22 protein-coding genes are annotated in these 23900 nt (G+C 52.6%); 10 read left to right on the forward strand and 12 right to left on the reverse strand.

Annotated elements, in window-relative coordinates; translation table 11 throughout:
• Positions 1-2 precede the first annotated feature (2 nt).
• Entirely contained in the window at positions 3-1310 is a 1308-nt protein-coding gene (locus CMUST_RS15755) for a DUF6138 family protein (RefSeq protein WP_052844500.1), read from the reverse strand.
• A 151-nt stretch (positions 1311-1461) separates the two neighbouring features.
• Between CMUST_RS15755 and CMUST_RS02990 the strand changes: the two genes are divergently transcribed.
• From CMUST_RS02990 to CMUST_RS15760, 9 genes are all read left to right on the forward strand, one after another.
• Entirely contained in the window at positions 1462-1965 is a 504-nt protein-coding gene (locus tag CMUST_RS02990) for an SMI1/KNR4 family protein (protein WP_047261270.1), read from the forward strand.
• 69 nt (positions 1966-2034) lie between these two features.
• Positions 2035-2745 carry a hypothetical protein gene (locus tag CMUST_RS02995; RefSeq protein ID WP_144414112.1) on the forward strand — a complete coding sequence of 237 codons (711 nt, stop codon included), beginning with the start codon at positions 2035-2037 and terminating at the stop codon, positions 2743-2745.
• A gap of 142 nt (positions 2746-2887) precedes the next feature.
• Positions 2888-3721 (forward strand): DUF4261 domain-containing protein, encoded by an 834-nt coding sequence (locus CMUST_RS03000; protein WP_047261272.1) that lies wholly within the window; start codon positions 2888-2890, stop codon positions 3719-3721.
• Positions 3722-3852: 131 nt separating this feature from the next.
• Complete coding sequence (locus CMUST_RS03005; RefSeq protein ID WP_047261273.1) at positions 3853-4629, forward strand: class I SAM-dependent methyltransferase; 777 nt, start codon at positions 3853-3855, stop codon at positions 4627-4629.
• A gap of 479 nt (positions 4630-5108) precedes the next feature.
• Positions 5109-6044, forward strand: a complete 936-nt coding sequence (locus tag CMUST_RS03010; protein ID WP_047261274.1) for an ABC transporter ATP-binding protein — start codon at positions 5109-5111, stop codon at positions 6042-6044.
• Between the two features lie 9 nt (positions 6045-6053).
• Positions 6054-6875, forward strand: a complete 822-nt coding sequence (locus CMUST_RS03015) for an ABC transporter permease (protein WP_047261275.1) — start codon at positions 6054-6056, stop codon at positions 6873-6875.
• A 23-nt stretch (positions 6876-6898) separates the two neighbouring features.
• On the forward strand, positions 6899-8062 hold the full coding sequence (locus CMUST_RS03020) for a sensor histidine kinase (protein ID WP_047263317.1): 1164 nt from the start codon (positions 6899-6901) through the stop codon (positions 8060-8062).
• Between the two features lie 7 nt (positions 8063-8069).
• A complete protein-coding gene (locus CMUST_RS03025; protein ID WP_047261276.1) occupies positions 8070-8693 on the forward strand; it encodes a response regulator transcription factor in 624 nt (207 codons plus the stop codon).
• A gap of 223 nt (positions 8694-8916) precedes the next feature.
• Complete coding sequence (locus CMUST_RS15760; protein WP_158408190.1) at positions 8917-9852, forward strand: polyprenyl synthetase family protein; 936 nt, start codon at positions 8917-8919, stop codon at positions 9850-9852.
• Here CMUST_RS15760 and CMUST_RS03035 read toward each other — a convergent pair.
• The 7 genes from CMUST_RS03035 to CMUST_RS03065 all read right to left on the reverse strand — a co-directional run bounded on the left by CMUST_RS03035 (position 9849) and on the right by CMUST_RS03065 (position 15867).
• On the reverse strand, positions 9849-10700 hold the full coding sequence (locus CMUST_RS03035) for a prenyltransferase (RefSeq protein WP_047261277.1): 852 nt from the start codon (positions 10698-10700) through the stop codon (positions 9849-9851). The two genes, CMUST_RS15760 and CMUST_RS03035, sit on opposite strands and share 4 nt — an antisense overlap.
• A gap of 70 nt (positions 10701-10770) precedes the next feature.
• On the reverse strand, positions 10771-11052 hold the full coding sequence (locus CMUST_RS03040; RefSeq protein WP_330218042.1) for a lycopene cyclase domain-containing protein: 282 nt from the start codon (positions 11050-11052) through the stop codon (positions 10771-10773).
• Positions 11049-11372 (reverse strand): lycopene cyclase domain-containing protein, encoded by a 324-nt coding sequence (locus CMUST_RS03045; protein ID WP_047261278.1) that lies wholly within the window; start codon positions 11370-11372, stop codon positions 11049-11051. The genes CMUST_RS03040 and CMUST_RS03045 overlap by 4 nt, the downstream gene beginning before the upstream one ends.
• Before the next feature lies 1 nt (position 11373).
• Entirely contained in the window at positions 11374-12954 is a 1581-nt protein-coding gene (gene crtI, locus CMUST_RS03050) for a phytoene desaturase family protein (protein ID WP_047261279.1), read from the reverse strand.
• Positions 12947-13885, reverse strand: coding sequence for a phytoene/squalene synthase family protein (locus CMUST_RS03055; RefSeq protein WP_047261280.1), 939 nt, complete (start codon positions 13883-13885; stop codon positions 12947-12949). The genes crtI and CMUST_RS03055 overlap by 8 nt, the downstream gene beginning before the upstream one ends.
• Before the next feature lie 19 nt (positions 13886-13904).
• Complete coding sequence (locus tag CMUST_RS03060; protein WP_047261281.1) at positions 13905-14705, reverse strand: glycosyltransferase family 2 protein; 801 nt, start codon at positions 14703-14705, stop codon at positions 13905-13907.
• Positions 14706-14853: 148 nt separating this feature from the next.
• Positions 14854-15867, reverse strand: coding sequence for an SMI1/KNR4 family protein (locus CMUST_RS03065; RefSeq protein ID WP_047261282.1), 1014 nt, complete (start codon positions 15865-15867; stop codon positions 14854-14856).
• Positions 15868-16047: 180 nt separating this feature from the next.
• On the opposite strand from CMUST_RS03065, the gene CMUST_RS03070 reads away from it, so the two are divergent.
• Entirely contained in the window at positions 16048-18498 is a 2451-nt protein-coding gene (locus tag CMUST_RS03070; protein WP_047261283.1) for a PEP/pyruvate-binding domain-containing protein, read from the forward strand.
• Between the two features lie 264 nt (positions 18499-18762).
• Here CMUST_RS03070 and CMUST_RS03075 read toward each other — a convergent pair whose 3' ends face one another.
• The 4 genes from CMUST_RS03075 to CMUST_RS03090 form a co-directional block, all read right to left on the reverse strand.
• Positions 18763-19818 carry an ABC transporter ATP-binding protein gene (locus CMUST_RS03075; RefSeq protein ID WP_047261284.1) on the reverse strand — a complete coding sequence of 352 codons (1056 nt, stop codon included), beginning with the start codon at positions 19816-19818 and terminating at the stop codon, positions 18763-18765.
• The gene (locus tag CMUST_RS03080; protein ID WP_047261285.1) at positions 19809-21398 is read right to left on the reverse strand and encodes an ABC transporter permease family protein; all 1590 of its coding nucleotides are present in this window, start codon (positions 21396-21398) and stop codon (positions 19809-19811) included. Before CMUST_RS03080 ends, CMUST_RS03075 begins: the two co-directional genes overlap by 10 nt.
• Entirely contained in the window at positions 21395-22396 is a 1002-nt protein-coding gene (locus tag CMUST_RS03085; protein WP_047261286.1) for an extracellular solute-binding protein, read from the reverse strand. Before CMUST_RS03085 ends, CMUST_RS03080 begins: the two co-directional genes overlap by 4 nt.
• A gap of 103 nt (positions 22397-22499) precedes the next feature.
• Positions 22500-23882, reverse strand: coding sequence for an MFS transporter (locus CMUST_RS03090; RefSeq protein ID WP_047261287.1), 1383 nt, complete (start codon positions 23880-23882; stop codon positions 22500-22502).
• Positions 23883-23900: the final 18 nt, after the last annotated feature.

Genomic DNA, 23900 nt, shown 5'->3' on the forward strand with positions numbered 1-23900 from the left:
CGTTAGGAAAGAAGGTCACGTAGTTGCGGTTGCAATTCGGCGGGTGCGTTTGCTATCTCGGTTTCTGGTTCCTCTCCCCAAATGCTCCACTGAATGTGATCCCATTCGTATTCATCGGTACGGGTTTTGACCTGTTCAAGGATAGCGAGTGCTTCTCGGCCCGGTTTTTGTGTGGTTAGTTTGGTTAACTCCGGCGGGTCCTGGCTGTTGTTAACGCAACACAGAAGATAGTCAATGGTGGTTGCAGTAAACCCGAATTTCTCGATTGCTGCGGCAACGAATAACCCATGCACACTTTGGTGCTCGCCGTCGCACAGTTTTAGATACTTTAGGACGATTGGTGCGGCGGTGTCGTCGTAAAGCCCCAGTGCAAAAACGGCGAAAGTGCCAGGCATTGCACAATCTTCGTCTTCGAGATTGAGATACCAGTGATATTCGTTCATCGCAGCGTCGGCGTAGTCGGCGATAATTGGTAGGAGCGCCGGATAGCGTGCAGCGCACTGGAAGAGCTGGTTGATGCCGTGTTGGGTTAAGTGTGGGATAGGTAGGAAGTTTTCCGTCGGCCCTGTGAAAACTATCCCGTAGCTTGCGGGAAACAACGAGGAAGATACTACTTTTATGAGGTACGTCAGCACTTCCCGATACGGTTGTTCTGCCTCCTCGGTCATAGTAACTGTGATAATCCCGGAGACGTCATTTGCTCTCGCACTCCATCCTGAACCAGAAGCTAACGCTAGTTCCTCAGGTAGTTGCCCGCTGCCATAACCTACAAGACGTTCGGGCAAGTCGGAGCCAAGGATAGTGATTTGGGTGAAGATCTCTTCGGCGGAGGATCGCTGGTAACTTTGACCATACCGGATCAACGCAACTGCGACTTTGCAGGCAAACTCAAGTAATTGCGGTGGGATTGTAGTGAGGTCGACATCGGGTTTGAGCTGTCGCCGTGTCATTGAATATGGATTGTCTGGAACATCAAAATAGCGTTCCACGAGTGCTTCCTTGAGCCAATATTCCACCGAATATCCAATGTTTTCCCATCCCACAAGCTGGCGGAGGTTTTCGATGATCTGCCAGTGTTCGTTGGAATCGAACGAGTCGAGGGATGCGGTGCGTAGCTGGAATTCTGGTATCGCGCTGGCAAGAAGCAAGTGACCGTTGTGTTTAATAAGTGGTTCGTAACCGTCGTGATCGACATCTGCGTCAGTGAGTTCACCAGCGTGGAGTCGGGCAATGGTTTCCGAGAAATATGTAGCTACGGTTGGGTTCGTTGTGCCGTCGAAACAAAAATAGGTCTGGGCGTCGTTAGTCATGAGTCGTCCTTTGCTGGGTTTTATTCTGCCATGCATTGTAGTTGTCGGTGTCAGAAGTTGATGCAGTTTTTAGCGCACTACCCGCGTGGTATCGACATGTGTCTTACACTTTTGAAGAAAGAGAGATACATATAGAGAGGCGGTGTGAAAAGTGTCGTGTAACTGGGACGATATTTTCTTGCAAACGGGTGATGCCTGCGATTCGGCCCGGATTGCGGAGATTGAACGCGCTATCGGCTTCGAGTTGCCTGAGACGTACCGGCAGGTTATCGCGGGATGCGGCGGCGGGGTGTTTGAACCCGATGTGGGGGAGCTTTTCGACGACGAAGAGCTCGGCTGCGCGGTGGAAGAACTGTATGGCAACGTCGCTGATGGAACGGCAGACGACCACTTGAGTTTGAACAACTACGCGCGTCACCTGATGGATACATGGGAAATGCCTAGTTGGGGCTACCTGATTGCGCTTGGGGATGGTGAAATCCACACCCCAATTCTGCTTAACCGTGATAACCCTGCCTACCCGCAAGGAGCGTTGGTGTGCGTTGATCTAGAGGTGGAAGAGGAAACAATGATCGCGGAATCCTTCGACGCGTTTTGGCAGATGATAACCGCTAACGTCAACGATCCGGATGCCCCTAAACCACCTCGTCCGTGACATCTTGATGGCTGGGCGGAATACAACACGAAAGCTGATGTAATGACACCATTCGACGTGGATTTGCGAATGTCTCTTATCTTTTTCGACCCGATTACTGAGCCGTTTTTCTTTGATGTTTTGGCCCAAAAATTTGCTGGCGGCGAGCCCTCTGCTGCTTTAAGCCAGTTTGTCGCCGATGCGGGTTTTAGCCCCCACGCAATCGGCGATGGGGTGATCGCGGTACCAGTGATGAATCCGCTTTCCGAAGGTCAGGAGATTATTCAATCGGTGGTGGCGGCTGGATGTGGGTTGGCCATACCGTTTCGCAATATCGTCGTCTGGCGGGGCGAAGAACCGCTCAACGCCACCGTCGATACTTTGATGTGGCACCCGGACATGCCCATATCGATCGGGCTGGTGCCGGAAATCTTGCGTCACGCCCAGCACACCCGGGTGGGTTTCGTCGACCGGCCAGTGGTGATTACCGATTTGGCCGACCCCACGGGGATGACGTATGCCCAGGCGGTTTTTAGCCGGGATTTCGGCATATGGCTTGTGGAATACCAGGCGGGCAGCGTGGATAAGCACTACCGATTGGCGTTGCCGCCGGAGGATAACGACGATGACGCAACGCTTAAAGCGGCGGCACTTATCCAATACTGGTTGCAGTACGGCACGGCTGTTGCGGATTATGCGCTGTGGGAGAAAGACGATTGCAGTCCGGACGAACAATTTTGCGAATATCATCACATGCCGAAAGTGCGGATCGATATAGAAAGCAAACGTTTTCTCCTGTAGAAACAAGATGCCGTTCGATATCGGTTCGCCAGTGCGGCGTGATATAAATATGTGCTTATTTTAGGATAATCGCATCTCATGTCGGACCCGTAGGCTACGCTAGGCTGCGTTCTTACTTCTTAGAAAAGAAAGGCAACCACTCATGAACGCAGCACTAGCAATGATTTTGCAAAACTCGCTCGACCCGGCAGTAACCGAAGAAGCCATCAGGCGGCAGTTCGCGGCAGATTGGCCGGAAGAGGCGCACCTGATTGCAGACTGGGATGAGGATGAAGAGCCAGCAGTATCCACGCCAGGTGTGACAAAAGATCCGGTTTTATTCAATGTTGGGGAGTACGGGGTGATGCTCATGCCGGTTGCGGCACCGTACCCCGACGATATCGCTGATCTGTGCGAAACTAGCCGGTTGTGGCGTGACGATGTGCCGTTTAACTCCGAACACCAAGCGCATACCATCGTGGCCGTGATGAATCCTGATGACGAAGATTCACTTCGTGCAAACGTTTTGCTATCCAAGGTGGTCGCATCGTTGATAGCCATTTCCCCGGAGACATTCGCATTGTTCTGGGCTGCGGCAGAACACCTGATCATGCCGGATCTTTTCCGGGAATTGGCAACCGAGATTCTGCCAATGCCGCTCATTCATGCGTGGGTCGCGCTCAACATGGGTGACGACCCTGAAACCGGCAACCTTACTGCGCACACGGTTGGTCTGGATCAACTGGGGTTGATGGACATTGAAATTCCCAATAGCCAGAAATCGCCGCGCGATACGTATGAGTTCCTTGAGAATATCGCCGTTTATTTGATCGACAACGGATTGGTTATCAAGGACGGCGATACGGTTGGTGAGACCGCTGAAGAGAAAATTCAGGCGGTGTATACCCAGTCGCTTGTCACCCCAGAAAAGCTGGTTATTCAGCTGCAAAGTGAACAGCGAAAGAAGAAAGGACTGTTTAATTGGTTCCGTAAGTAGTTTTAGGTTTCAGCCCAGTGTCGGATTGCTTTTCGACGCTGGGCTGTTGTGATTTTTAGCTAAGGGTGAAAAATGTGAAAGTGATATAATTTCTGTCGTCTTTTAAAGCGGAAAAGATATGGGGACACGGGATGGATGAAAAATTAAAAAGATTATATGAAGAATGGAAAAATGAAGAGGAAATCGCACACATCCAAGGGTGGGATTTCTCGCATATTGCTAATAGGTACGGTGAAGAAGACGAGTTACCGTGGGATTTTAAATCTTTAATCAAGCGATATCTAACGGATGAAATGAACCTGTTGGATATGGAGACTGGGGGTGGTGAATTTTTGCTTGAGCTGAATCATCCTTACCAACATACCGCAGCAATTGAGGGGTATGGGCCAAATATTGATTTTTGTACAGAAAAATTGGTTCCGTTGGGGATAGATTTTAAAGCGGCTGATGGAGCAGATATCCTGCCGTTTGGCAATAGTGTTTTTGATGTGGTTGTTAATAGACACGGCGATTATTCTTGTTCCGAATTGCGGAGAGTTTTGCGCAACCGAGGATTATTTTTTACTCAACAGGTTGGTGCCGAAAATGATTGGGAATTAATTAAACTTTTGCAGCCAGAAATTGATAAAGTTGCCTTTCCTGATCAATATTTGGATATTCGGAAACGAGAATTAGAAGAAGCTGGATTTGATATCTTGCATTGTGGGGAAACATTTCAGCCAATTAGATTTTTTGATGTTGGTGCATTGGTGTGGTTTGCCAAAATAATCGAATGGGAATTCGTGAATTTTGAGGTGGACAAATATTTGGATAATTTGTACCAGGCGCAGGAAATATTAGAGAAGAATGGGGTGATTGAAGGTAGAATCCACAGGTTTTATATTGTGGCACAAAATTGTGGGGTTTAGCGTAGGGGTGCGCGTATGTAGAAAGGCACAGGCAACAGGCATGGGGAATGTAGGGAATATCCTGGCGCTACTGCGCGACCAGCAACACAGCTGAAATTTGATTCGTGATCTCGGGCCGGTCTGAGTATAAGGGCATGGTGGCCCTGTGGTTTTTGATGATGTGAGCGTGACTTTTCCGCATTCTTTCTCCCCGAGTCAAGTTTTAATCACCCCTAACTCGACTTCTCTTCTTCCTAGGAAGCGAAAGCAACCACCCTGCTATGAATAAGTCGAGTTGCCCTTAAGTGCTGTACCGGTTATCTGCTTTAGGGAAGGTTTCGCGGTGCTTATTCCAACAGATACAAACGCTAAAAATCTTTCACACCAGGAGCACATGTTGTGGGTGTATGACAAAAGTCAGAAGAGTAAATGAATAGCCACAGGTATTTTCGTTATTTTCCTGTCTACCGGGCTTCTTATTGCCCTGACACAGTTGAGGTATGGAAACGAAGAATGAGAATACGCAACCAGTAATCGTCGTAAAGAACTTAAAGCGAGTGTATGGCTCCGGCGCATCGGCGCACGAAGCCGTCAAAGACTCGTCGTTTTATGTCACGAAGGGCGAGGTATTTGGATTACTTGGCACCAATGGCGCCGGTAAAACCTCAACGTTGGAGATTCTTGAAGGCATCGCAGAGCCGAGCGACGGTAGTGTCGTTGTGCTCGGGATGGATCCATATAAGTACCGATCGATCGTGCGTACTGAAATGGGGATCATGCTGCAATCGGGTGGTTTGCCGCTGGGATTGACGGTGGCGGAAACGTTAGAGATGTGGCGGGGATCCTGTTCGCATCCACGCAGCATCGATGAGGTATTGCGTGATGTGGAATTGGAACACCGCCGTGATGTGAGGGTGGGGGCGCTATCCGGTGGTGAACAGCGGCGCCTCGACTTAGGTTGCGCGCTATTGGGTAATCCGTCGTTGCTGTTCCTTGACGAGCCAACCACCGGTCTTGACCCGGAATCCCGTCGTAACGTGTGGAAATTGCTGGCCCGACTCAAAGACCAAGGTGTGACGATGGTGCTAACCACGCACTACCTGGAAGAAGCCGAGATGTTGTGCGATCGGTTGGCAATTATGCACCGCGGTGAAATAGCGGTCACTGGCACGCTGACGGAAATAGTGGGAACGGTGTCAGCGGAGATTTCGTTTAGCGCCGTAAGCGAACCGCCGCACATTCCGGGCACAACGGTGCAGCAAGCAGGTGGCACCGTCACGATTTTCACCGATCGGATTCAAAGTCATACCCATCAGATATTGGAGTGGGCTCGGTTAAACGGCGTTGAGTTAGAGAATTTTTCGGCCCGCCCGGCAACGCTAGAAACCGTGTTTTTAAATGTTGCCGGAAGCGGGCCAGCTTTGGTGCAGAGATAAGGAGAGATCATGACTATTTTTACCAAAACCCAACAGCCACCAGCTGTACGGATGTCCCGCTACCTGGCGTTAGCTAAGGCGGAGACCAGGCAGTTTATCCGGAATAAGACGTTAATGGTGATGGCGATCGCTTTTCCCATCGGTGTCGGAATTCTGATGCTGTATATGAATAACGCCGAGCAGATCGGTGGGCAAGCTGTGCGGTCGGCAATAGCAATGGAGGTATTTTTCCTCATTACGTTGATGTTCGTCCAGTTTTATTCGGTGCTGTCGATGACCACGACCCGGCGCGACGAAAAGGTGTTGAAGCGGCTGCGTACGGGAGAGGCTAAAGATGTGGAGATTATATCTGCTATCGCGACACCGGGGACGGTTATTTCGTTGGTTTTAACTGTCGTTATGATTGCCGTTCTTGTTGGTTTCACGGGCGTTACCCCGTTAACTGGCATGGTGCTTGTGGGGGCGATGGTGTTAGGCATTGTTATTGCGACGGCGTTGGCGTTGATTACGAGTTCGGTCACGGCTAATGCCGAGGCGGCTCAGATGACGTCGTTGCCGGTCATGGTGTTGGCTATGTTGTCGCAATCTACTATGCGGATAGCGTTGCCGGAACAGATCCAGAATGTTATCGACCGTACGCCGTTTGCGTTGATCGGTGACGTTGCGTTTGTCGAATGGGCGGGTGGCACGATGCGTGATGTAAGTGCCGGGTCGGCGTCAGCTGCCGCACCGGTTCTAGGGTTGCTCTATCCCTTGTTGTTGCTGGTGGTGTGGGCTATTGCTTTGGTATGGGTTGCGGCGAGGTACATGAAGTGGGAAACCAACCGGTAGCAGAGCTAATAAAATCGTCTGTTATGAGGTTTCTTGACGCGGTGCGCAGCTGGTTACGAACACTTAGCGACGTAGATAAGTTCGTCTTTTACATGCGGTGGTCGTTGCATGCGGGCGTTTTGGTGTTGCTGTTTGTAAGTTTTCAGCCAGCGTGGGAATCGAGGGACTTGGTAACGTTTGATTTCCATACTGTGTTGTGGGTCGTGATGACGCTTACTCATTTCCTGGTGGTCACGGTCGTGCTGGAGCGGGTTCCGGAGCTTAATTCCAAACAGCGACATCATGCCGATGGGTGGAAAAATATTGGGCTGAGTTTGTTTTGGATCACGGTGGGCGCGGCAATGGTTGTGACGACGTTTTCCTCCATGTCTGGGTCATCGCCTGTGATGGCAGGTGCAGTGGTTTTCGCTTTTGGTTGTGTGGGGTTGGTGTATTCCACGTTTTCTCGTTATCCGTGGGTGAAGACCATTATTGCCGCGATTGCGACGTTTATCGCTGTCAAGCATCAGATTATTAACTCGCCTGCGATGATCGTTGGGTTTACGGTTTTTGTGGTGGGGATCAGCCGGGTGTCGATGTGGTCATCGAAGACGGTGAAGGAGCTTGATCGGGCCCGCAATTTGGAGTCCCAATTGCAGGTGAGTGATCAGCGATTGCGGTTTGCGCAGGAACTGCACGACACGTTGGGGCAGCATCTTGCGGCAATGTCGGTGAAAACAGAGTTGGCGATTGCGTTGGATAAGAAGGGTGATTCCCGCATCACGGAAGAATTGCTGGAATTGCAAAAGCTTATCCGGTTGTCGCGTACTGATATGGGGCAGGTGGTGGAAGGGTACCGGGGGATTGATCCGAAGCGGGAGCTTGATGGTGCCCGCGCTTTGTTGTCTTCGGTGGGGATAGCGGTAACGGTGATTGGTGAGGTTTCGGACATTCCGACCCGGTGTCATGATACGGCGGCGTGGTTTATTCGGGAGGCGGCGACGAACGTCGTAAAGCATGCGGATGCCACGGCGGTGACGTTTGAGTTGTCGCCGCGCAGCGTCACTGTTACTAACGACGGGGCCACGGCCGCGATCGGGCAGATGGGTGGTCTGGCGGCGTTGCGGCAGCGGGCGGCTACTATCGGGGCTCAGATAGTGATTACCGGAAACCCGCCGGAATTTAGCGTCGAATTGAAATGGGGTTAAAAATACCATGATTTCTATTGTTGTGGTGGATGATGAAACGCTGATTGCGTCATCGTTGGCTACGTTGTTGGGGTTGGAAGATGACTTGGAGGTTGTGGCGAGTTTTTCCGCTGGGGAGGAGGTTGTGACGTGGTGGCGTAACCGGCATGAGGCAGGGGAACCGGTGCCTGATGTATGTGTCACGGATTTGCAATTGGGTGGTATTGATGGGGTTGAGGTTGCGGAACAGATTCTTGCGATAACGCGAGAAACAAAGGTGCTTATTGTTACTAGTCATTCCAGACCCCGTCAGCTCAAACGTGCTCTTAGTGCGGGAGTGCAGGGGTTTATGCCCAAAACATCATCGGCGGAGGATTTTGCGGCGGCGATTCGGGCTATGTGTTCCGGTAGGCGGTATATTGACCCGGAATTAGCGGCGATGACGATTTCATCGGGGGACAGCCTACTAACGGAGCGGGAAGCTGAGGTGATTGAAGCGGCAGGTCAGGGAGGTTCTGTGGAGGATATTGCCGCTGCGGTGTATCTGGCGGTGGGTACTACCCGGAATTATTTATCGTCTGCGATGGCCAAATTGGAGGCGCAAAACCGATTCGAGGCGTATCTGAAGGCACGGGAGAAGGGGTGGATTTAGCTTCGTAGGTTTGATGTAGGTGGCGTTAAAAAGCTGCAAACTGTAGGTAATTCACCATAGGTTTTGGGTACTTTTATGGGCGCATAAATGTGCTTTCTGGCGCTTTTTCCGGGTGCTGTCGACTACTGTTGAAGGTAAGGAAAAACCTTAGCCGACCTTAAAGGTTGACTCTTCTATCTGCGATGGGCTGTGACCTTGGATGGCTGGAGACATAACTGCGCGCGTGAATGCTTCCATTGAACTTTTGCGATCGTTTCTTGGTGATGCCCGCAGCCACGTAACGGTGGCATGTGACTTGCTTGACGACGCCCACGACGCTGTTGCCACTTGTGCACTTGGTGGAAAACACTTACGTTCGATGCTGGTGCATATCGCGGCGGGCGATGTTTCTGGTGAAAGGCGCTATGCGGCGGAGGTTTTCGGGGCCTGTGTTGATCTTATGCACGCAGCGTTTTTGATCCATGATGATGTTATAGATTCAGATGATTTACGGCGCGGGCTTCCTACCGTCCACTCGGTGGTACGGCGGCGCACCGGTGATCATCATGTCGGAACGTCAGTGGCTATCACGGCGGGTGACTTGGCCTTCAACGCCGCATATCGGCTCCTTGCGCATGCGGGCTTGCCAGGTGAGCTTACTGCCGATGCGCTTAGGATTTTGACTGATGCTGCCGATCTGACCATTATTGGTGAGCTTTTGGATATCGCCCATTCGATATACCCAGCACCGACTGCGGAGCTGGTGAAGGTAAGTAATCATTTGAAAACAGCTGTGTATTCCTTTGCGGCACCGCTGCAGTTAGGGGCGTTGGCTGCGGGCAGACCGACCGCCATGTTCAACGAGATAGCTGAGGAACTAGGATGTGCGTATCAAGCGGCTGACGATATTGCCGGTGCCATTGGGTGTCATACTAAAACCGGTAAAGAAGCAGGCGGTGACATAAAACAGGGTCGGGCTACACTAATGACGATCCGGTTGGAATATGGATTGGAATCCGAAGATTTACGTCAAGTAGTTGCTGATGTTATCGCAGAAGGTCATGCGCATCTCACCCGAGCCCGCCAACTCATTGGGCAGTTAGATGTGCCACCGACCATATCTGATGGGTTATATGACGTTGCTGACCGGATTGCGGATATGCTTGTCGATCACGCTTAGCGATACATACTGACCAAGGTTATCGTCACCAGCGCACCACTGAGATAATTCATCCACAAAAAGACCCGCCACGCGCGGTTGACATCCTCACAGGTATCGTCGGTGATCTGCCAAAATCGGATCGTGTTGACAACATAACCTAAGGCGGCTACGCCGACCACCCAGGCAGGCGATGGCATGGCAAAAAGCAAAAGCGCCGCAATGAGATAGGCGGCTGCTGCAAGCCGGGTGGTCACGCGTGCCCCGAACACCGTCGCGATTGATTCAAGCCCGCCCTCCTGGTCGGCTTGAACATCTTGCACTGCACCTAAAGCGTGGCTAGCCATTCCCCATAGAAAAAACGCACCGATAGCGTACCAAAAGTAAATATTGACCTGACCACCAGTTATGGTCGCGCCGATAATCGCAGGTGTGGTGAAATGTGCTGCGGAGGTGACGGAGTCAAGGACGGGGCGTTCCTTGAAGCGTAATACTGGGGCGGAATAGGCGACGACTGCACCAGCAGAGATGAGCAACCAGATGTTGCTTGTAATGTTTCCCACCACAAGGAACCAGATAATAAACGGCACGGTTGTTATAGTCGCAGCCCATAGCAATGGGCGGTGCAACTTCGGAGATAGTACTGCGCCTTCAATCCCACCTTTTCGTGGATTTCGGATATCCGACTCATAGTCGAAAACGTCGTTAATTCCGTACATCGCAATGTTGTACGGGATGAGAAAAAACAACACCCCACCGATAAACAACGCGTCAACCGTTCCGCCGGATAACAGGTACGCAGCGCCAAACGGGAAGGCAGTGTTAACCCAACTGATGGGGCGCGAGGCTTTGACAATACTGGCTAACACGTCTGCTCCTAACGAAAAGCGCTACATTTTTAGTAGTAATTCCGGCACCATAAGCTGCATGATCCGGCGTTCAGGTTTTAGACCACACCGCGGTAATGACGAGTACGGCAACAATGGGATAGAAGAAATCTTCAATCGGAACGAGCCCCAAATTAATCCCTAACCGTTGGGACTCGCCGTAGCCTACCAACTTTGCCCAGATCATGAGGTTGTCAAAGATTGCGGTAAGCGTTAACAGAACCACCAACACAATCCCAGTCACCGCGACTGGTTTTGGTCGTTTAATTAACCATAGGGCAATCGCGCCGATAAGGAACGGAATGCTAATAAGCGTGTAGGTCACGTCAATCACCGTCGAATCCATAGTCGGTACAACCGCCTGGTTGCTGTTGTCACGTTGATGGTGAGGTAGGACAAGAAGAACAGGAAGATGGGTTCTTCAATGGGTAACTCAGGTGCGAGAATGATTCCCGTCATGTAGTCCGACCCGCCTCGAAAAAACGACCCGGTTGCGATCCCTAACCCGTCCCAGATTAAAAACAGCACCACCAACCCCAGGCACAGAGCTGTTGCCGCCTTAGCATCGGCGAAGAACGCCAATGTCCAGCGCCAATCGCACAGCACCATACACATTAACGAAACGAGGAGAAATGCTAGGTATGCGAAAGCCATGTCAGCTAACCCAATCTGGCGACAGCGGCCCAGGGCTGGAATCCGACCGAAGCCGTTTGACGATATTTTCTGCCGAGATCAAACACATGGGCACCCCAACCCCCGGTACCGTAGTGGCCCCGGCGTAATACAAACCAGCAACCTTTTTTGACTTATTGCTGCCTCGAAGAAACGCCGACTGGCGGAGGGTATGGGCGGGGCCGATCGAGCCGCCGCGCCAAGCGTTATATCGCTCGCTGAAATCGGAGGGGCCAAGGGTTTTGCGTACCACGATCCTTTCGGCTAGATCTGGAATATCCGCCCACCTAGAAATCTGATCAATGGCCTGGTTAGCTATGTTCGTAACTCGGGCTGAGGCAGAATCACGGTAGGCATCGCCGTGGCCAAAGTTCTCCTGGGCTGGGGTAGGAATGAGAACAAAGAGATTTTCATGGTCTTTGGGCGCCACCGCTGGATCGGTGGCAGAGGGCATTGACACATAAATCGAATGCGATGAGTCTAGCAGTCGGTTAGGTGTCGGACCGGAAAATACCACGTCGAAATCATCACGCCAGTCTTCACTGAAGAACAGATTGTGGTGGCGCAATTGCGGCAGCTTCCCGGATACCCCTAGTAGCACCAGTACCGTCCCGATGCCTGGGTCTTTGTGTGCAAAAGACGATTCAGGATACGAACGCAGTTTCTCAGGAAGTAGATGGGTTTCGGTGTGGTGTAAATCCGCGCAGGAGATCACTACGTCGGCAGCAATAGTGTCAACAACACCGTCCGAGGTACGCACCCGCACCCCAGTTGCATGTGTGCCCTCGGTGGTGATTGCGGTTACCGAAGTATTAAACACAAAACGAGCACCGTTTTCGTTAGCCAGCCGGTAAATTGCTTGGGCTACCGCCATAAACCCGCCTTGGGGGTAGGAAACTCCTTGTACCAAATCCGTGTGACTCATCAAATGGTACATAGCCGGGGTTTTCTCCGGGCGGGAGGAAAGAAACACCGCCGGATACTCAAGGATTTGGCGCAGTAGCGTGCTTTGAAATTTAGTACCAACAAATGTATCCAGCGGAGTCGTGAGCAGCGACGTTAGCGGGCGGATGCGTTGGCGCACATCCTTATGCACCAACGGGCCTAACGAACTAAACGTGGTGTATAGGAACCGATCAACCGCGATGTCATAAGCATCTCGCGCACTATCAAGATAATCCGCCAGCTTTTGCCCAGCCCCAGGCTCAACTGATTCAAAAAACGCAATGGCATTATCCCTACCAGTAGGGACATCCACCGCAGGCTGACCTTCCGGGAAAATCCGGTAGCCAGGGTCGAGGTCAACTAGTTCTAGTTGCTGCGCTGTTGTGGTCCCTAGTAGCTGGAAGAAATGGTCGAATGCGTCCGGCATGAGATACCACGACGGTCCCGTGTCCCACCTAAAACCATCAGCTTCTATTTCACCGGAACGGCCACCAACACCATCGTTTTGTTCCACCACAGTCACATCGACCCCGGCGCGTGCCAGCAGTGCTGCGGTTGCTAAACCGGCAAATCCCGCTCCGATAATAACGACCCGGTTAGGTAAGGAAGTATCATTCATTGTCGTAATCTTTCTTTTTACGGTTTTTGCGGCTGCGATCCCCAACGGTGGCTTGGAGAATCGCCTGACTGAAAATTTTGGATTTCGTTGTCGCCGGAACCCGTACCCGTTGGCGGTAAATATCTGCGGCCGGGACAGTTTCCAGCTGATCCGTTAATTCCGAAAACAGATTCGTTGCGGCTATCACACCAGCGCGGGCGGATCGAGGCAGCAACGCGATTGCGCGACGAGCAATCGTGAGATCGTCCCGGATATCGTTGATGAGGTGCAGCTTGGTGGTTTCGTCGAGTGAATGTGTGCTGAGCTCGGGGAAGTAACATCGGCCTAGTGTCTGGCTGTCCTCAGATAAGTCCCTTAAGAAATTAATTTTCTGAAACGCAGCCCCTAAAGCCCGTGCGCCTTCTTCCATGGTGGTTCTATCCTGCGTGGAAACTGATTCGCCCACCAAAAACGCCTGTAGACACAACAATCCAATAACTTCAGCGGAACCGTAGACGTAATCATCAAAGCTGGTGGGGTCATAATTAACTTGGTGTAAGTCCCTACGCATTGACGCAAAAAATGCCTCGATATATTCGTCCTTGTAGCCGCACCTTCTGGCGCTAATCCCATAGGCATGGAGCACCGGGTCGGGGTTAAACCGCTGCTTCGGTGCCGCCCGCACGGCGGTTTCATACCCAGCCAACTGCGCCTCAACTGACGACTTTTCCATACCTGCCTGGTAGGCGGTGCCATCGACTATTTCGTCGGCGATCCGTACCATCGCATATAAGTTGGAAATATCTTCCCGAACCCGTTTTCCTAACAGCCGTGAGGCGAGGGAAAAACTCGTCGAATAGTTCAAGATAATTTGCTCGGCAGCTTTACACGCCGCGCGATCGTAGCGTTTGAGATAATCCGGGTCAGATTCAGCTTTCGGGTGGGAATCCATCACAAATCACGTACCCTTCTCAAAAATCCGCGTGGTCAAGAATGGTGCCCAGTCGACTGCCCAGTAATCCCCGCTGCGCAAGCCTGCGGTGTGGCGGTTGGGTGCGGAAATTAACAAACATTGTGTGAAACCCGCGTCGGAATCTAACCGCTAGTTGCCCTAAACCCTTGACTGCCCGGGCATCCATGTCGACGCTCAAATCAGGTTGGAACCACACCGTTTCATCTGGGCGGACGGCGAAAGATAGGTGTATATCCTCATGTACGTACGTGTCGGTGAAATCGATGCCGGGACTTACCTCATCCCACCAGGTTGACCGCAAGGAGTAATTTGTGCCGAAGAACGGGAAATGACCTAAAGCTGAGCCCACGCTACGGTGATATGCCCCCAGATATAACCTGCTAACGAAGTCACCCAGTATGGACAATGTAGGTGGGAACATGAACCGAGCGGAGCCAGTCACGCCAACCACCGTGCGCCCCGGTGATCTATCCGCAGCGTCCCATGCCCGGTGCAAGCGTTCTACAAAGTCCGGTGGCGCAATAATATCTGCGTCGGTGCGCACAAGAACATCACCGGTGGCATGAGCAAACCCAGTGGCGGTTGCCCAGGTGATTCCGCGCCGGGGTTCTGGCACGACAAGTGCCCCATATTTGTCCGCCACAGCTGCCGAGTTGTCGGTGGAACCGTTATCAACGACAATGATTTCAGTCGCGGGGACGGTTTGCTGAACAAGACTTCGCAGGCAGTGCTGTAAAAGTTCGGCGTCGTTGAGGCAAGGGATGACAATACTGATTCTTCGATGAGTGTTCGTCGTCATATAACGCCCTTACGCCGTTGTGCTTTGTGCCCAAGTATAGTTGAGAAACCCTCGCAGACTTCGTGAAATAACTTGTGCTTTTCGACGAGCGGCGGAGGGGCGTCGAAAAGCACAAGGCTAGCAAATTACATTGCTTACACGCAGCTACTTAACGATCTTTCGTCGTATGTGCGATAAATTGCGCCCCTAACCGTGGTGAAACCTCATGTAGTTCTTCAAAGAGAATTTCATCCCACCGAAGCCACTGGCCCACCTCCAACGTACCGCGCAGAAAATTCGGGTCAAGCAGTAGTTTTACTAGCCGCGCTACCGGTGAATCTACCTCCCGCAGCCGCGACTTGCATGCCGCGAGATCTTTCTCACCCGCATTACCCGCCACAAACCGCCGTGCCATAATCAAGCACGAAGTAAACTGCGAGTCCTCAAACTGTGCATTTCCTGGTTGCTTATTGATAATTTTTTCTACAAACCCAAGCGTCATTTCAACAAACGCCGCATAGGAATGCCTGCTAATGAACTCACTAAATTCGAAGAACTCCGCGCACGCCTGCGCTGAATCTAATTCGCAGAACCGGTACGCCTTTACTGATAACGCCACAGCGCGCAGATCTTCACAATCTGATGGCGTAAGCACCATTGGATCATGAGGGAAATACCTCATTTGATCGGCGACCCACAACAGATAATTCATAAGACCACGTCCCTCAGCCTCATCTGTGGGAAACGTCAACCCCGCTTCAATGCCTGCCCGGTACGCCTTTGACAATGCGGCTTCCTGCTCCGCCAACTCCAACCACGGCGCGAACTGTAGTGGTTGCCGGGTATTTGGGTGGATAACCTGACGAAACATCGCACAATCGCCCTCGCCCCACACCTGCCATACCTGGCCAGCTGCCTGCCCACGTACCACTATCACAACGTAGTCACACTCATGGCGCATCAGTGGAATTGCCCCCGGCAGAGTCTCAACCAGGTTAGTGCTGTAGTGGCTACTGATAAACGGGAAATCCACGCTAAGATCCACCGGAAGAACGTCGGCAGCGGGACTAGCGAAAAGCTGCCATGCCGGGTGCTGGCGGTTGCCCTCATTAAGGAGGAAATTCCGGTAGTCCTTAGGCAACAGGTAGAGCATGTCATCTTCAACGGCAGCAACGCTTCGCATCAGCAATCCTTATAAAACGTGGTTGTCACAAGTATCAGGGGCATGAATACCAGGTCAGCCCATGCGCTGGCTTAAACATTAACAGAGCAGAGGAATTAGGTAATCTCCCGTGATTCTTCAGTTGGCGATACATTTGTATGTAGTGCAATTAAAGCTATGACCTATCAGGAGTAAGCGCTAGTGATCGTGTGGTTTGATTCGGTTTCAGCTGAGGATATAGCTCTTGTTGGTGGCAAGGGTGCGAATTTGGGGGAGTGCGTTTCCGCTGGTTTCCCGGTGCCGCCTGGGTTTTGTATTTCAACTGCGGCGTATCGGGAGGCGACCGCCCCGGTTATAGCTGATGTGCTTGCGGCTTCGGCGGCGGGTGATTTTGACCGCGCCAGAAATATGATCGAACAGTGCGAGATACCCGGTACGCTGCGGCACGATATTTCCGCAGCTTATCGTGAGTTGGGGGAACCGGTGGTTGCGGTTCGATCCTCAGCTACTGCAGAAGACATGGCCGATGCTAGTTTTGCGGGGCAACAAGACACGTTTTTAGGGGTGCGTGGTGATGCTGCGCTGATGGCTGCCATTTGCCGGTGCTGGTCGTCATTGTGGACACCGCGTGCGGTTGATTACCGCGCGCAAAAAGGAATCCACCAGGCCGATTTGGCGTTGTGCGTCGTGGTGCAAACCATGATCCCGGCTGAAAAATCAGGGGTGCTATTCACGACCAATCCAATGAGCGATGTGCCAGATGAGATGCTGGTCAGTGGTTCCTATGGGCTAGGGGAAAGCGTGGTTGCGTCCTTGGTTACGCCGGATACCTGGGTGGTGTCGACGACACCGGTTATCAAGGTGAGCTCTGTTGAGTTGGGCTCGAAGGAAACTCGCATTGATCTGTCCGATGATGGCGGCACGGAGACAACAGTGGTTTCGATTACTGACCGCAACAGATTGTGCTTGTCTAACCAGGAACTAGAAGCACTCGTTCACCTGGGGCAGAAGGTGGAAGCACATTATGGCAGTGGTCAGGATATTGAGTGGGCAGTATATCAGGGGGAAGTGTTTTTATTGCAGTCGCGCCCGATCACAACCTCAGCTGATGCGCAGATCACTGGGCACCAGGGCGTGCATTCAAAAACTACTCGGACATTGCGCGATGATTTGGTGGAACACTATCCTGCCCCGTATCCCTTGGACCTGTTGGCGGTGCATGCGGTACAAGACGCGGTTCATCAGGCGATGAATACCATTGGTTTGGTTACTACCACGGCGGAGAACCTTATTGTCGGCGATGCGGATGGGGTCATTCGGTTGAATATTACGGTTCCTAGGCCAGCGCTTAACCTGGGGTTACGGCTGCCGCGGGCGTTTGTTCGGGGGATGCGGCATGATCCTCGTTCCTGGGACCATGAGCGTGATGTGTGGTTGGAACAGATCGCGAAGTTGGAAACCCGAAGTAGGAACCTTGGCAGGCTGGATGATGCCGAGGTCATTGCCTTTGTACGTGACGCGGTCGCCGTCGCAGCAATGGTAACCACTGATCGGTTTTTACATTATTTAGCACCGATGATGGTGTACCGGAGTGTTGTGACTCGGCTTCTTAGAAGATCCCATCTAAGTGCACACTGTACCGCTGAGGATATGGTGCAGGGACTCGACTACGTATCGGCGCTTGTTACGCGGGAGGTTCAACAATTAGTACAGCTAGCCCGTGACACTTCCGTTGCGGAGTGCGTAACAGAAACCGATCCGAAACATGTCATGGCTGAGCTTGACCGGCTGCCGGAGGGGAAACAATTGTCCCAGGCGGTACGGGAGTTTTTGGCTACCTATGGGGCGCGAACCGGCAAGATGTATCTTCCATTCTCGAACCGCTCCTGGGGTGAAAACCCGGAGATCCTGCTGGCGTTACTAGCATCGCAGCTACGTGGCGGCAGGGAGCAGGCGACCGAAGTGCCGGACAACCTGATTGAAAAAGTCGGTGCCGGGTTGCCGAAGGCGCTGCGCCGGTTATGGCGGCGTACTGTAGAAAGGTTCAGGTTGGCGCACATAGCGCGGGAGGAAACCGCGCACTTCATTGAGAAGATTTTTGTGCTCGCCCGGGTCGGCATGGATGAGCTTGGTGCCCGGCTGGTTCATCGTGGGGATATTTCCAGTGTTGGCGATGTGCAGTTTTTGTACTTTTCCGAGATCGCCGAAAAACTACTTGGCGATTCCACCGCTGATCTATGCCACACTGTGCAGAAGCGGCGCATGAAACGTCCCACCGCTGAAGCTATCTGGTGGGATCGGGGCGAGGACCCCCACGCGTCGGATTCGCGGATTACCGGTGTGGGCGCGAGTACAGGCCGGGTGATCGGTACGGCCCGGATTATTACAGGGATGGCGGATTTTCAGCGGCTGCAACCAGGTGATATTCTGGTATGCCCCTATACCGACCCCACCTGGACTCCGCTGTTTTCAGTCGCCGCTGGGGTGGTGGCGGACACAGGCGGCCCGTTATCTCATGCTGCGATCGTCGCCCGCGAATATCGTATCCCCGCTGTCCTAGGAACCGGGCGTGGCACCAGACTGATCCGTGATGGCGCGAAAATAACTATCGACGGTAAACACGGCTGGGTGGAAACAATAGAGGAATTCTAACCCACGAGCTTTTCGACGATCCACAAACTGCGTTTCAACAACAGGTAGCCAGCCCGAAGGCTACCGCTTCCTGTCTTTCAAACCGGTTTCACCTACCTCACTGAAAAGTAACAGGAAGCTTGAGCAAACTTACCCCAACTCGACCTATTTTGCTCTCTGGTTACGGAACCCACCACAGCCGCACGAAAAGGTCGAGTTGCCCGGAGATAGACCACGCCGATCACCAACCTAGCTGGAGGTTTGCCATCTTTAGCCCTCACAATTTCAGCGCTGTGGGAGTGCCCATAACCGAGTGGAATTAAAAACAATGCGCACTTCGTCGCCGGGGATGGTGTAAGCCAATTCGTCGTCGGACGAGCAATGCAAAACGATGCGGCCGTGGGTGGTTTCGATGGCCACATCGTGATGATCCCCCATATAAATATTTCGGATGACCTGGCCTAAATTGCCGATCAAATGCCGTGCTTTTTCGCCCGTGGGAGTGGCGGAGGCACTATTGGGATAACCGATAAGCACCATGGGCGAAGAATCGCTCAGGCTTGGGTGCGCATCGACTGCTATCGAGGAGCCGAGTGCGGACACTGTCGCCGTAGCCGTGCCAAATGGTGAATGGGAAACAGCGCCGAAAGTGGGGATGAAAATCGATGCCCCCAAATGCCGTGCGATTTCCAACGTAGCGGGTTGCTCCCGCATATCCTGTGGGGAAGCATCCTGGATAATACGGCCATCGGCGAGGAAAATGATCCGGTCGGCTATGGAAAAAGCCTCATCAATGTCGTGAGTGACATAAAACGTTGTGCACCCCAATCGGCGATGAGTGTGTAAAATTTGCCCCTTGAGCTGCTCAGAGGAATATGTATCCACATGAGCCAGGGGCTCGTCGAAAAGCATAACAGTGGGTCGACGGATTAACGCACGTGCCAACGCAGCTTTTTGTTGCTGGCCTGTCGATAGCTGATGCGGATACCGAAATGCCAGATGGTCAATGCCCAAACTGAGCATGGCAACATCGGCGCCATGGTCGCCAGCGAAACGGATATTCTCCGCAACAGTCATGTGGGGAAATAAGGAGGGCTGATCCATCATCATGCCAATCGGGCGGTGATGCGGTGGGCGGTTAATCAACGATTCACCATCGACTGTAAACGAACCCGTCGCCGGAATAAGCCCAGCGAGAGCACGCAGCAGCGTCGATTTTCCAGCGCCCGACCGGCCGAGAAGAACTATAAGTTCGCCTGGGTCCGCTTCAATGGAAACATCCCGCAACAGTGCCGTGCCGCGTCGGATAACACTGAGGTTAGTGATGCTGACTAAAGCCATGACACGTTCCGCCTTTTAGAAGAAAAACTAACACCAATTCCGTTAATACCAACAAGGATGGCACCTGCGATCGACACGATAACGATGGAAACGGTCATGCTGATCTGAAAAGCGGCTGAGTATTTGGCGGCGTCGAGAAGCGTAAAAAGCCGCAGCATAATTAGCGGAACATCCGGGGAACTAACCCACAACAACGGAACAGCTAACACCGAAGCATTAGAAAAAATAGTAAGAAAACCAATGATCAAAACATTCGTCGATCTGGGCAATATCGTTGATGTCACCGCACGCAACGGGCCAACACCTTGCAGTAACGCCACCAAAAACTCAGAACGTGACACGAACGGGCCAATATACACCATAAGGAAGTACGTCATAGCAAGCGAACTAGGCAAACATGCAAGCACAATAAACCACAGCGACGACCACGCACTGTGAATACCCGGCTGATTAGCGGCGATACGTAACCCACAACCAATGGACGCGCCGGGTAATAACGCCATCAATGCAAAAACCACATCAACCCCACGACGTCCTACTAAACCCCACCGCATTCCACATGAGCGGCGGGTGGCAAGTGCTACGGAGGACAGGACAAGTGAACACAACAGCACAAGGAAAGCCAAACCCATCGTGTTGATGATTGCGCTGCTTATCGGGGTGGCGGGGTCTGCGGAAAACCCGCGGAAAACCATAACCGAAATGAAAAACAACGCGACCGAGCCGACCAGAGCCACAATGATGGCTGGGATTCGAGCCGAAGAGCCCACCGGCGGGTACAGCCAGGATCGCTGTGTGCCGTTACCACGCAGGAGTTGCGTCAATGCCGGACTACGGCGCAGCAGGTGAATATATAGAAAGGTGACGCTTACGATGACCAGAACGACGGGAATGTTTAACAGTAATGCCATTGTCGCTTCCAGATGCTTATTGCCAAAGGCATTGGAGCTAAACCACACATCGGTTGCAGTCATAGATATGTGTGGTGAAATGATATTTGGGGTCACCGGATCCGAAATGATTGCGCTGAATATAAAAGCAAACAAGGCAGGGGCGACAAGCGCAAGCCGTTTCCAATAAACGATGGCGAAAAGTCGTCTACCGTATAAACCTGCCACCCGGGCGGCGTCAACCTCGGTGGATGATACCGAGCGCAGTGCTGTGCGTTGCCCGAAATAAGCCAAGGGGGCAAAAGCCATCGTGTAAGTAAACAACAGGGGAAAGACACCAGTAAATGAACAATTCTGGCAAAGAAAATGCGAGAATTGTGTGATTCCAGTGCGTCCTAAAATTGTGCGCCACCCTGCGCCGATGACGAAGTGGGGGATGGTTAATTGGAACAGGAATAATAGGTCGAGGGCAATGACAGTTCGGCGTCGGAACTGAGCGGCAGCCAGTGCCACAACCGTTCCGATGGCAACAGCCGCACAGGTGGCGGAAACCGCAATCATACTGCTATTGAGTAGGGGTTTTAGTGAAGGAATGTCGCTGCCAGCGGTGGTGACAAGCGCCGTGTAGGGGGTGCCCATCACCACAGCTGCGATGATGACGACACACAGTATCCATAACCAGGTTCTCATCGGCGGCGCTCCGAAAACCACTCCATCCAGTAATGACGTTGCCTATCTGCTGTATTCGGATCGGCGGCGCTAATGCCGCGGGAGTTGGCTAACCGGGAAGAAATATTGTTCTCAACCGAATCGCTGACAGGTACCTGCGGCAAACCCACCTGGCGTGCCGAGGTTTGGCCTGGCGGCGATAGAAGCCAGTTCATGACGGCACAGGCGGCATTCTTATGCGTGCTACTGCTAAGCACCCCACCCGAAGCGATTTCGAAGGAGGTGCCTTCAACCGGGTACGTTACCGCCAGGCTTTTTCCGGACAGCGTTGTCTTATTTCGACAATATGGTTCGTAGGAAATCGCTACGGCCGCTTCGCCGTTAGCCACCACGTCGCTGGGGGCATTTCCGGACCGGGTGAACCGGTTCACGTTGTCAAGGATTTCTCCGATCTGGTCTGGTGACTGTCCCGCTGCTTGAAGTGTGAGCAGCATGGCGTACCCGGTTCCTGAGGAGAGCGGTGAAGGGGCGGAGATCCATCCGTGGAGTTCCGGTTGTAAAAGCTCTGCCCACGACCTGGGAATACTAAGCCCTAGCCGGTCGAGTGCATCCGGGTCGCTACATAGTGTGAGTACCGAGGCGTAGACACCAAACCAGTGGTTGCTCTGGTCCTTGAAATTTGGTGGAATTTCTTGTGCTGCTGGAAGCTCCACAGATTCTAAAAGCCCAAGCTGGGTGGCAAATCGATAGTTTTCAGAAGGCCCGCCGACCCACACGTCGAATTCGTGGGTGCCGCTTTCTAAACGTTTGAGGGCCTCTTGGGTGGGCAAACTGACGTAGCGGACATTGAGATTCAGATCGTGTTCGATGCCGCGTTTCCATTGCTCGCATACCCGGGTGTCGTTGGAACAAATGATCGTCACATCGGTTTGGGCCGGAAGCAGGGTGCGGTAAACCGTAGTAACGGATACGGCGGCCACCACACATAATGCCAGGAACCTGAGCCATTTGGATAGCATGTTTCGGTCTCCTTTTTACCCCGCTCTACCCTAACAAAAGTGCTGAGGCGCCGTCTCATTATGCTTGACGACGCTCCCAGCGTTGCTGTTATCAAAGGTGGCGTTAGACGCGGACGCCGTCGTTGTGTTCTAGCTCAAGTTGCCGCCGTTGCATCAGTGCCTTTTCTTCCCGCCAGATCACTTGGAAGATTATGAGGATCAGAACCGTAAAGACGAGGAATACGATGAACGTGACGTCCCAACCTGCGTATTTAACTAGGAAGCCCACGCCAGTGGAAGCCAGCGTAGCTCCCAGCAGATAGCCGAACAAGCCGGTGAAACCAGCGGCGGTACCCGCGACGTTTCGTGGTGATAGATCCAACGCCTGCAAACCGATCAAACCAACCGGGCCGTAAATGAAACCACCGATCAAAGCAACAAAAAGCACCATCAACCAGAACGGTGTACCCACTGGGGCGAGCCAGTACGCCGCAATGGATAGACCAGCACCCAGGGTAAACAGTGAAATTGAAGCGGAACGATTGCCTTTGAATACGTTGTCGGAAAGCCAGCCGCACAACACCGTGCCTATGAAACCGGCAAGTTCGAATGCGGCGAAACCGACCAATCCGCTACCGATACTCATGTGGTGTTCTTCAGAAAGGTAGGTGGTAATCCAATGCAGCACACCGTAGCGCAAGGCGTAGACAAAGACATTGGCTATAGCCAGCAGCATAATGATGCGGCTTCGCAGAATATAAGTGAAGACCAATTCCTTCGTGGATACCTTCTCGGCGGTTTCGTCGGCGACCTTAGCTGGGTCATTGCGATATTCATCCACGGTTGGAAGGCCGACGGATTGCGGATTGTCACGGATAAGAAGGAACGCAACTAATGCGATGACAAGTGCAACGAGGGCAGGAAGCCAGTATGCGGATCGCCAGTTGTCGCCAGTTATGCTTAACCCGATACCTACCAGAACTGGCAACGCAAATGCACCTAAGTTGTGGGAGGTGTTCCACAATGATCCTTTCCAACCGCGTTCACTGGTGGAAAACCACTGGACCACAATCCGCCCACATGGGGGATAGCCCATCCCTTGGAACCAGCCGTTTAGGAACATCACGGTGGCGAAAATCCCGACACTGGCCGAAACCCACGGGACAAAGGCCACTACCAAATTCATCAATGCCGACAATGCTAAACCGAGCGGCAGGAAGTATCGGGCATTGGAGCGGTCCGAGACCATTGCGCTGAAAAACTTCGACAGGCCGTAGCTGACCAGGACAGCGTTGCCGATAATACCGATGGCGGGTTTATCAATGGCGCCGTTTTCGTCGATAAGCAATGGGGCGATCGCGGAGATGTTATTTCGAATGAGATAGAAACCCGCATAACCTAGGAAAATTCCCATGAATACCTGCAACCGCAAGCGCGGGTACTTGCGATCGACTTCTTCCGGCGGCAGCGGTGTGGCCGGGCCCGGAGCTTGCAACCAACCAAACATAAGAGGCACTCCTTTGTG

The sequence above is a fragment of the Corynebacterium mustelae genome (assembly GCF_001020985.1).
GTDB lineage: Bacteria > Actinomycetota > Actinomycetes > Mycobacteriales > Mycobacteriaceae > Corynebacterium > Corynebacterium mustelae.

Excerpts from the sequence above, each read along its gene's own strand:
- CMUST_RS15755 (WP_052844500.1), bottom strand. The coding sequence starts at position 1,310 with ATGACTAACGACGCCCAGACCTATTTTTGTTTCGACGGCACAACGAAC.
- CMUST_RS02995 (WP_144414112.1), top strand. The coding sequence starts at position 2,035 with ATGTCTCTTATCTTTTTCGACCCGATTACTGAGCCGTTTTTCTTTGAT.
- CMUST_RS03000 (WP_047261272.1), top strand. The coding sequence starts at position 2,888 with ATGAACGCAGCACTAGCAATGATTTTGCAAAACTCGCTCGACCCGGCA.
- CMUST_RS03005 (WP_047261273.1), top strand. The coding sequence starts at position 3,853 with ATGGATGAAAAATTAAAAAGATTATATGAAGAATGGAAAAATGAAGAG.
- CMUST_RS03010 (WP_047261274.1), top strand. The coding sequence starts at position 5,109 with ATGGAAACGAAGAATGAGAATACGCAACCAGTAATCGTCGTAAAGAAC.
- CMUST_RS03015 (WP_047261275.1), top strand. The coding sequence starts at position 6,054 with ATGACTATTTTTACCAAAACCCAACAGCCACCAGCTGTACGGATGTCC.
- CMUST_RS03020 (WP_047263317.1), top strand. The coding sequence starts at position 6,899 with ATGAGGTTTCTTGACGCGGTGCGCAGCTGGTTACGAACACTTAGCGAC.
- CMUST_RS03025 (WP_047261276.1), top strand. The coding sequence starts at position 8,070 with ATGATTTCTATTGTTGTGGTGGATGATGAAACGCTGATTGCGTCATCG.
- CMUST_RS03045 (WP_047261278.1), bottom strand. The coding sequence starts at position 11,372 with ATGGCTTTCGCATACCTAGCATTTCTCCTCGTTTCGTTAATGTGTATG.
- crtI (WP_047261279.1), bottom strand. The coding sequence starts at position 12,954 with ATGAATGATACTTCCTTACCTAACCGGGTCGTTATTATCGGAGCGGGA.
- CMUST_RS03055 (WP_047261280.1), bottom strand. The coding sequence starts at position 13,885 with ATGGATTCCCACCCGAAAGCTGAATCTGACCCGGATTATCTCAAACGC.
- CMUST_RS03060 (WP_047261281.1), bottom strand. The coding sequence starts at position 14,705 with ATGACGACGAACACTCATCGAAGAATCAGTATTGTCATCCCTTGCCTC.
- CMUST_RS03065 (WP_047261282.1), bottom strand. The coding sequence starts at position 15,867 with ATGCGAAGCGTTGCTGCCGTTGAAGATGACATGCTCTACCTGTTGCCT.
- CMUST_RS03075 (WP_047261284.1), bottom strand. The coding sequence starts at position 19,818 with ATGGCTTTAGTCAGCATCACTAACCTCAGTGTTATCCGACGCGGCACG.
- CMUST_RS03080 (WP_047261285.1), bottom strand. The coding sequence starts at position 21,398 with ATGAGAACCTGGTTATGGATACTGTGTGTCGTCATCATCGCAGCTGTG.
- CMUST_RS03085 (WP_047261286.1), bottom strand. The coding sequence starts at position 22,396 with ATGCTATCCAAATGGCTCAGGTTCCTGGCATTATGTGTGGTGGCCGCC.
- CMUST_RS03090 (WP_047261287.1), bottom strand. The coding sequence starts at position 23,882 with ATGTTTGGTTGGTTGCAAGCTCCGGGCCCGGCCACACCGCTGCCGCCG.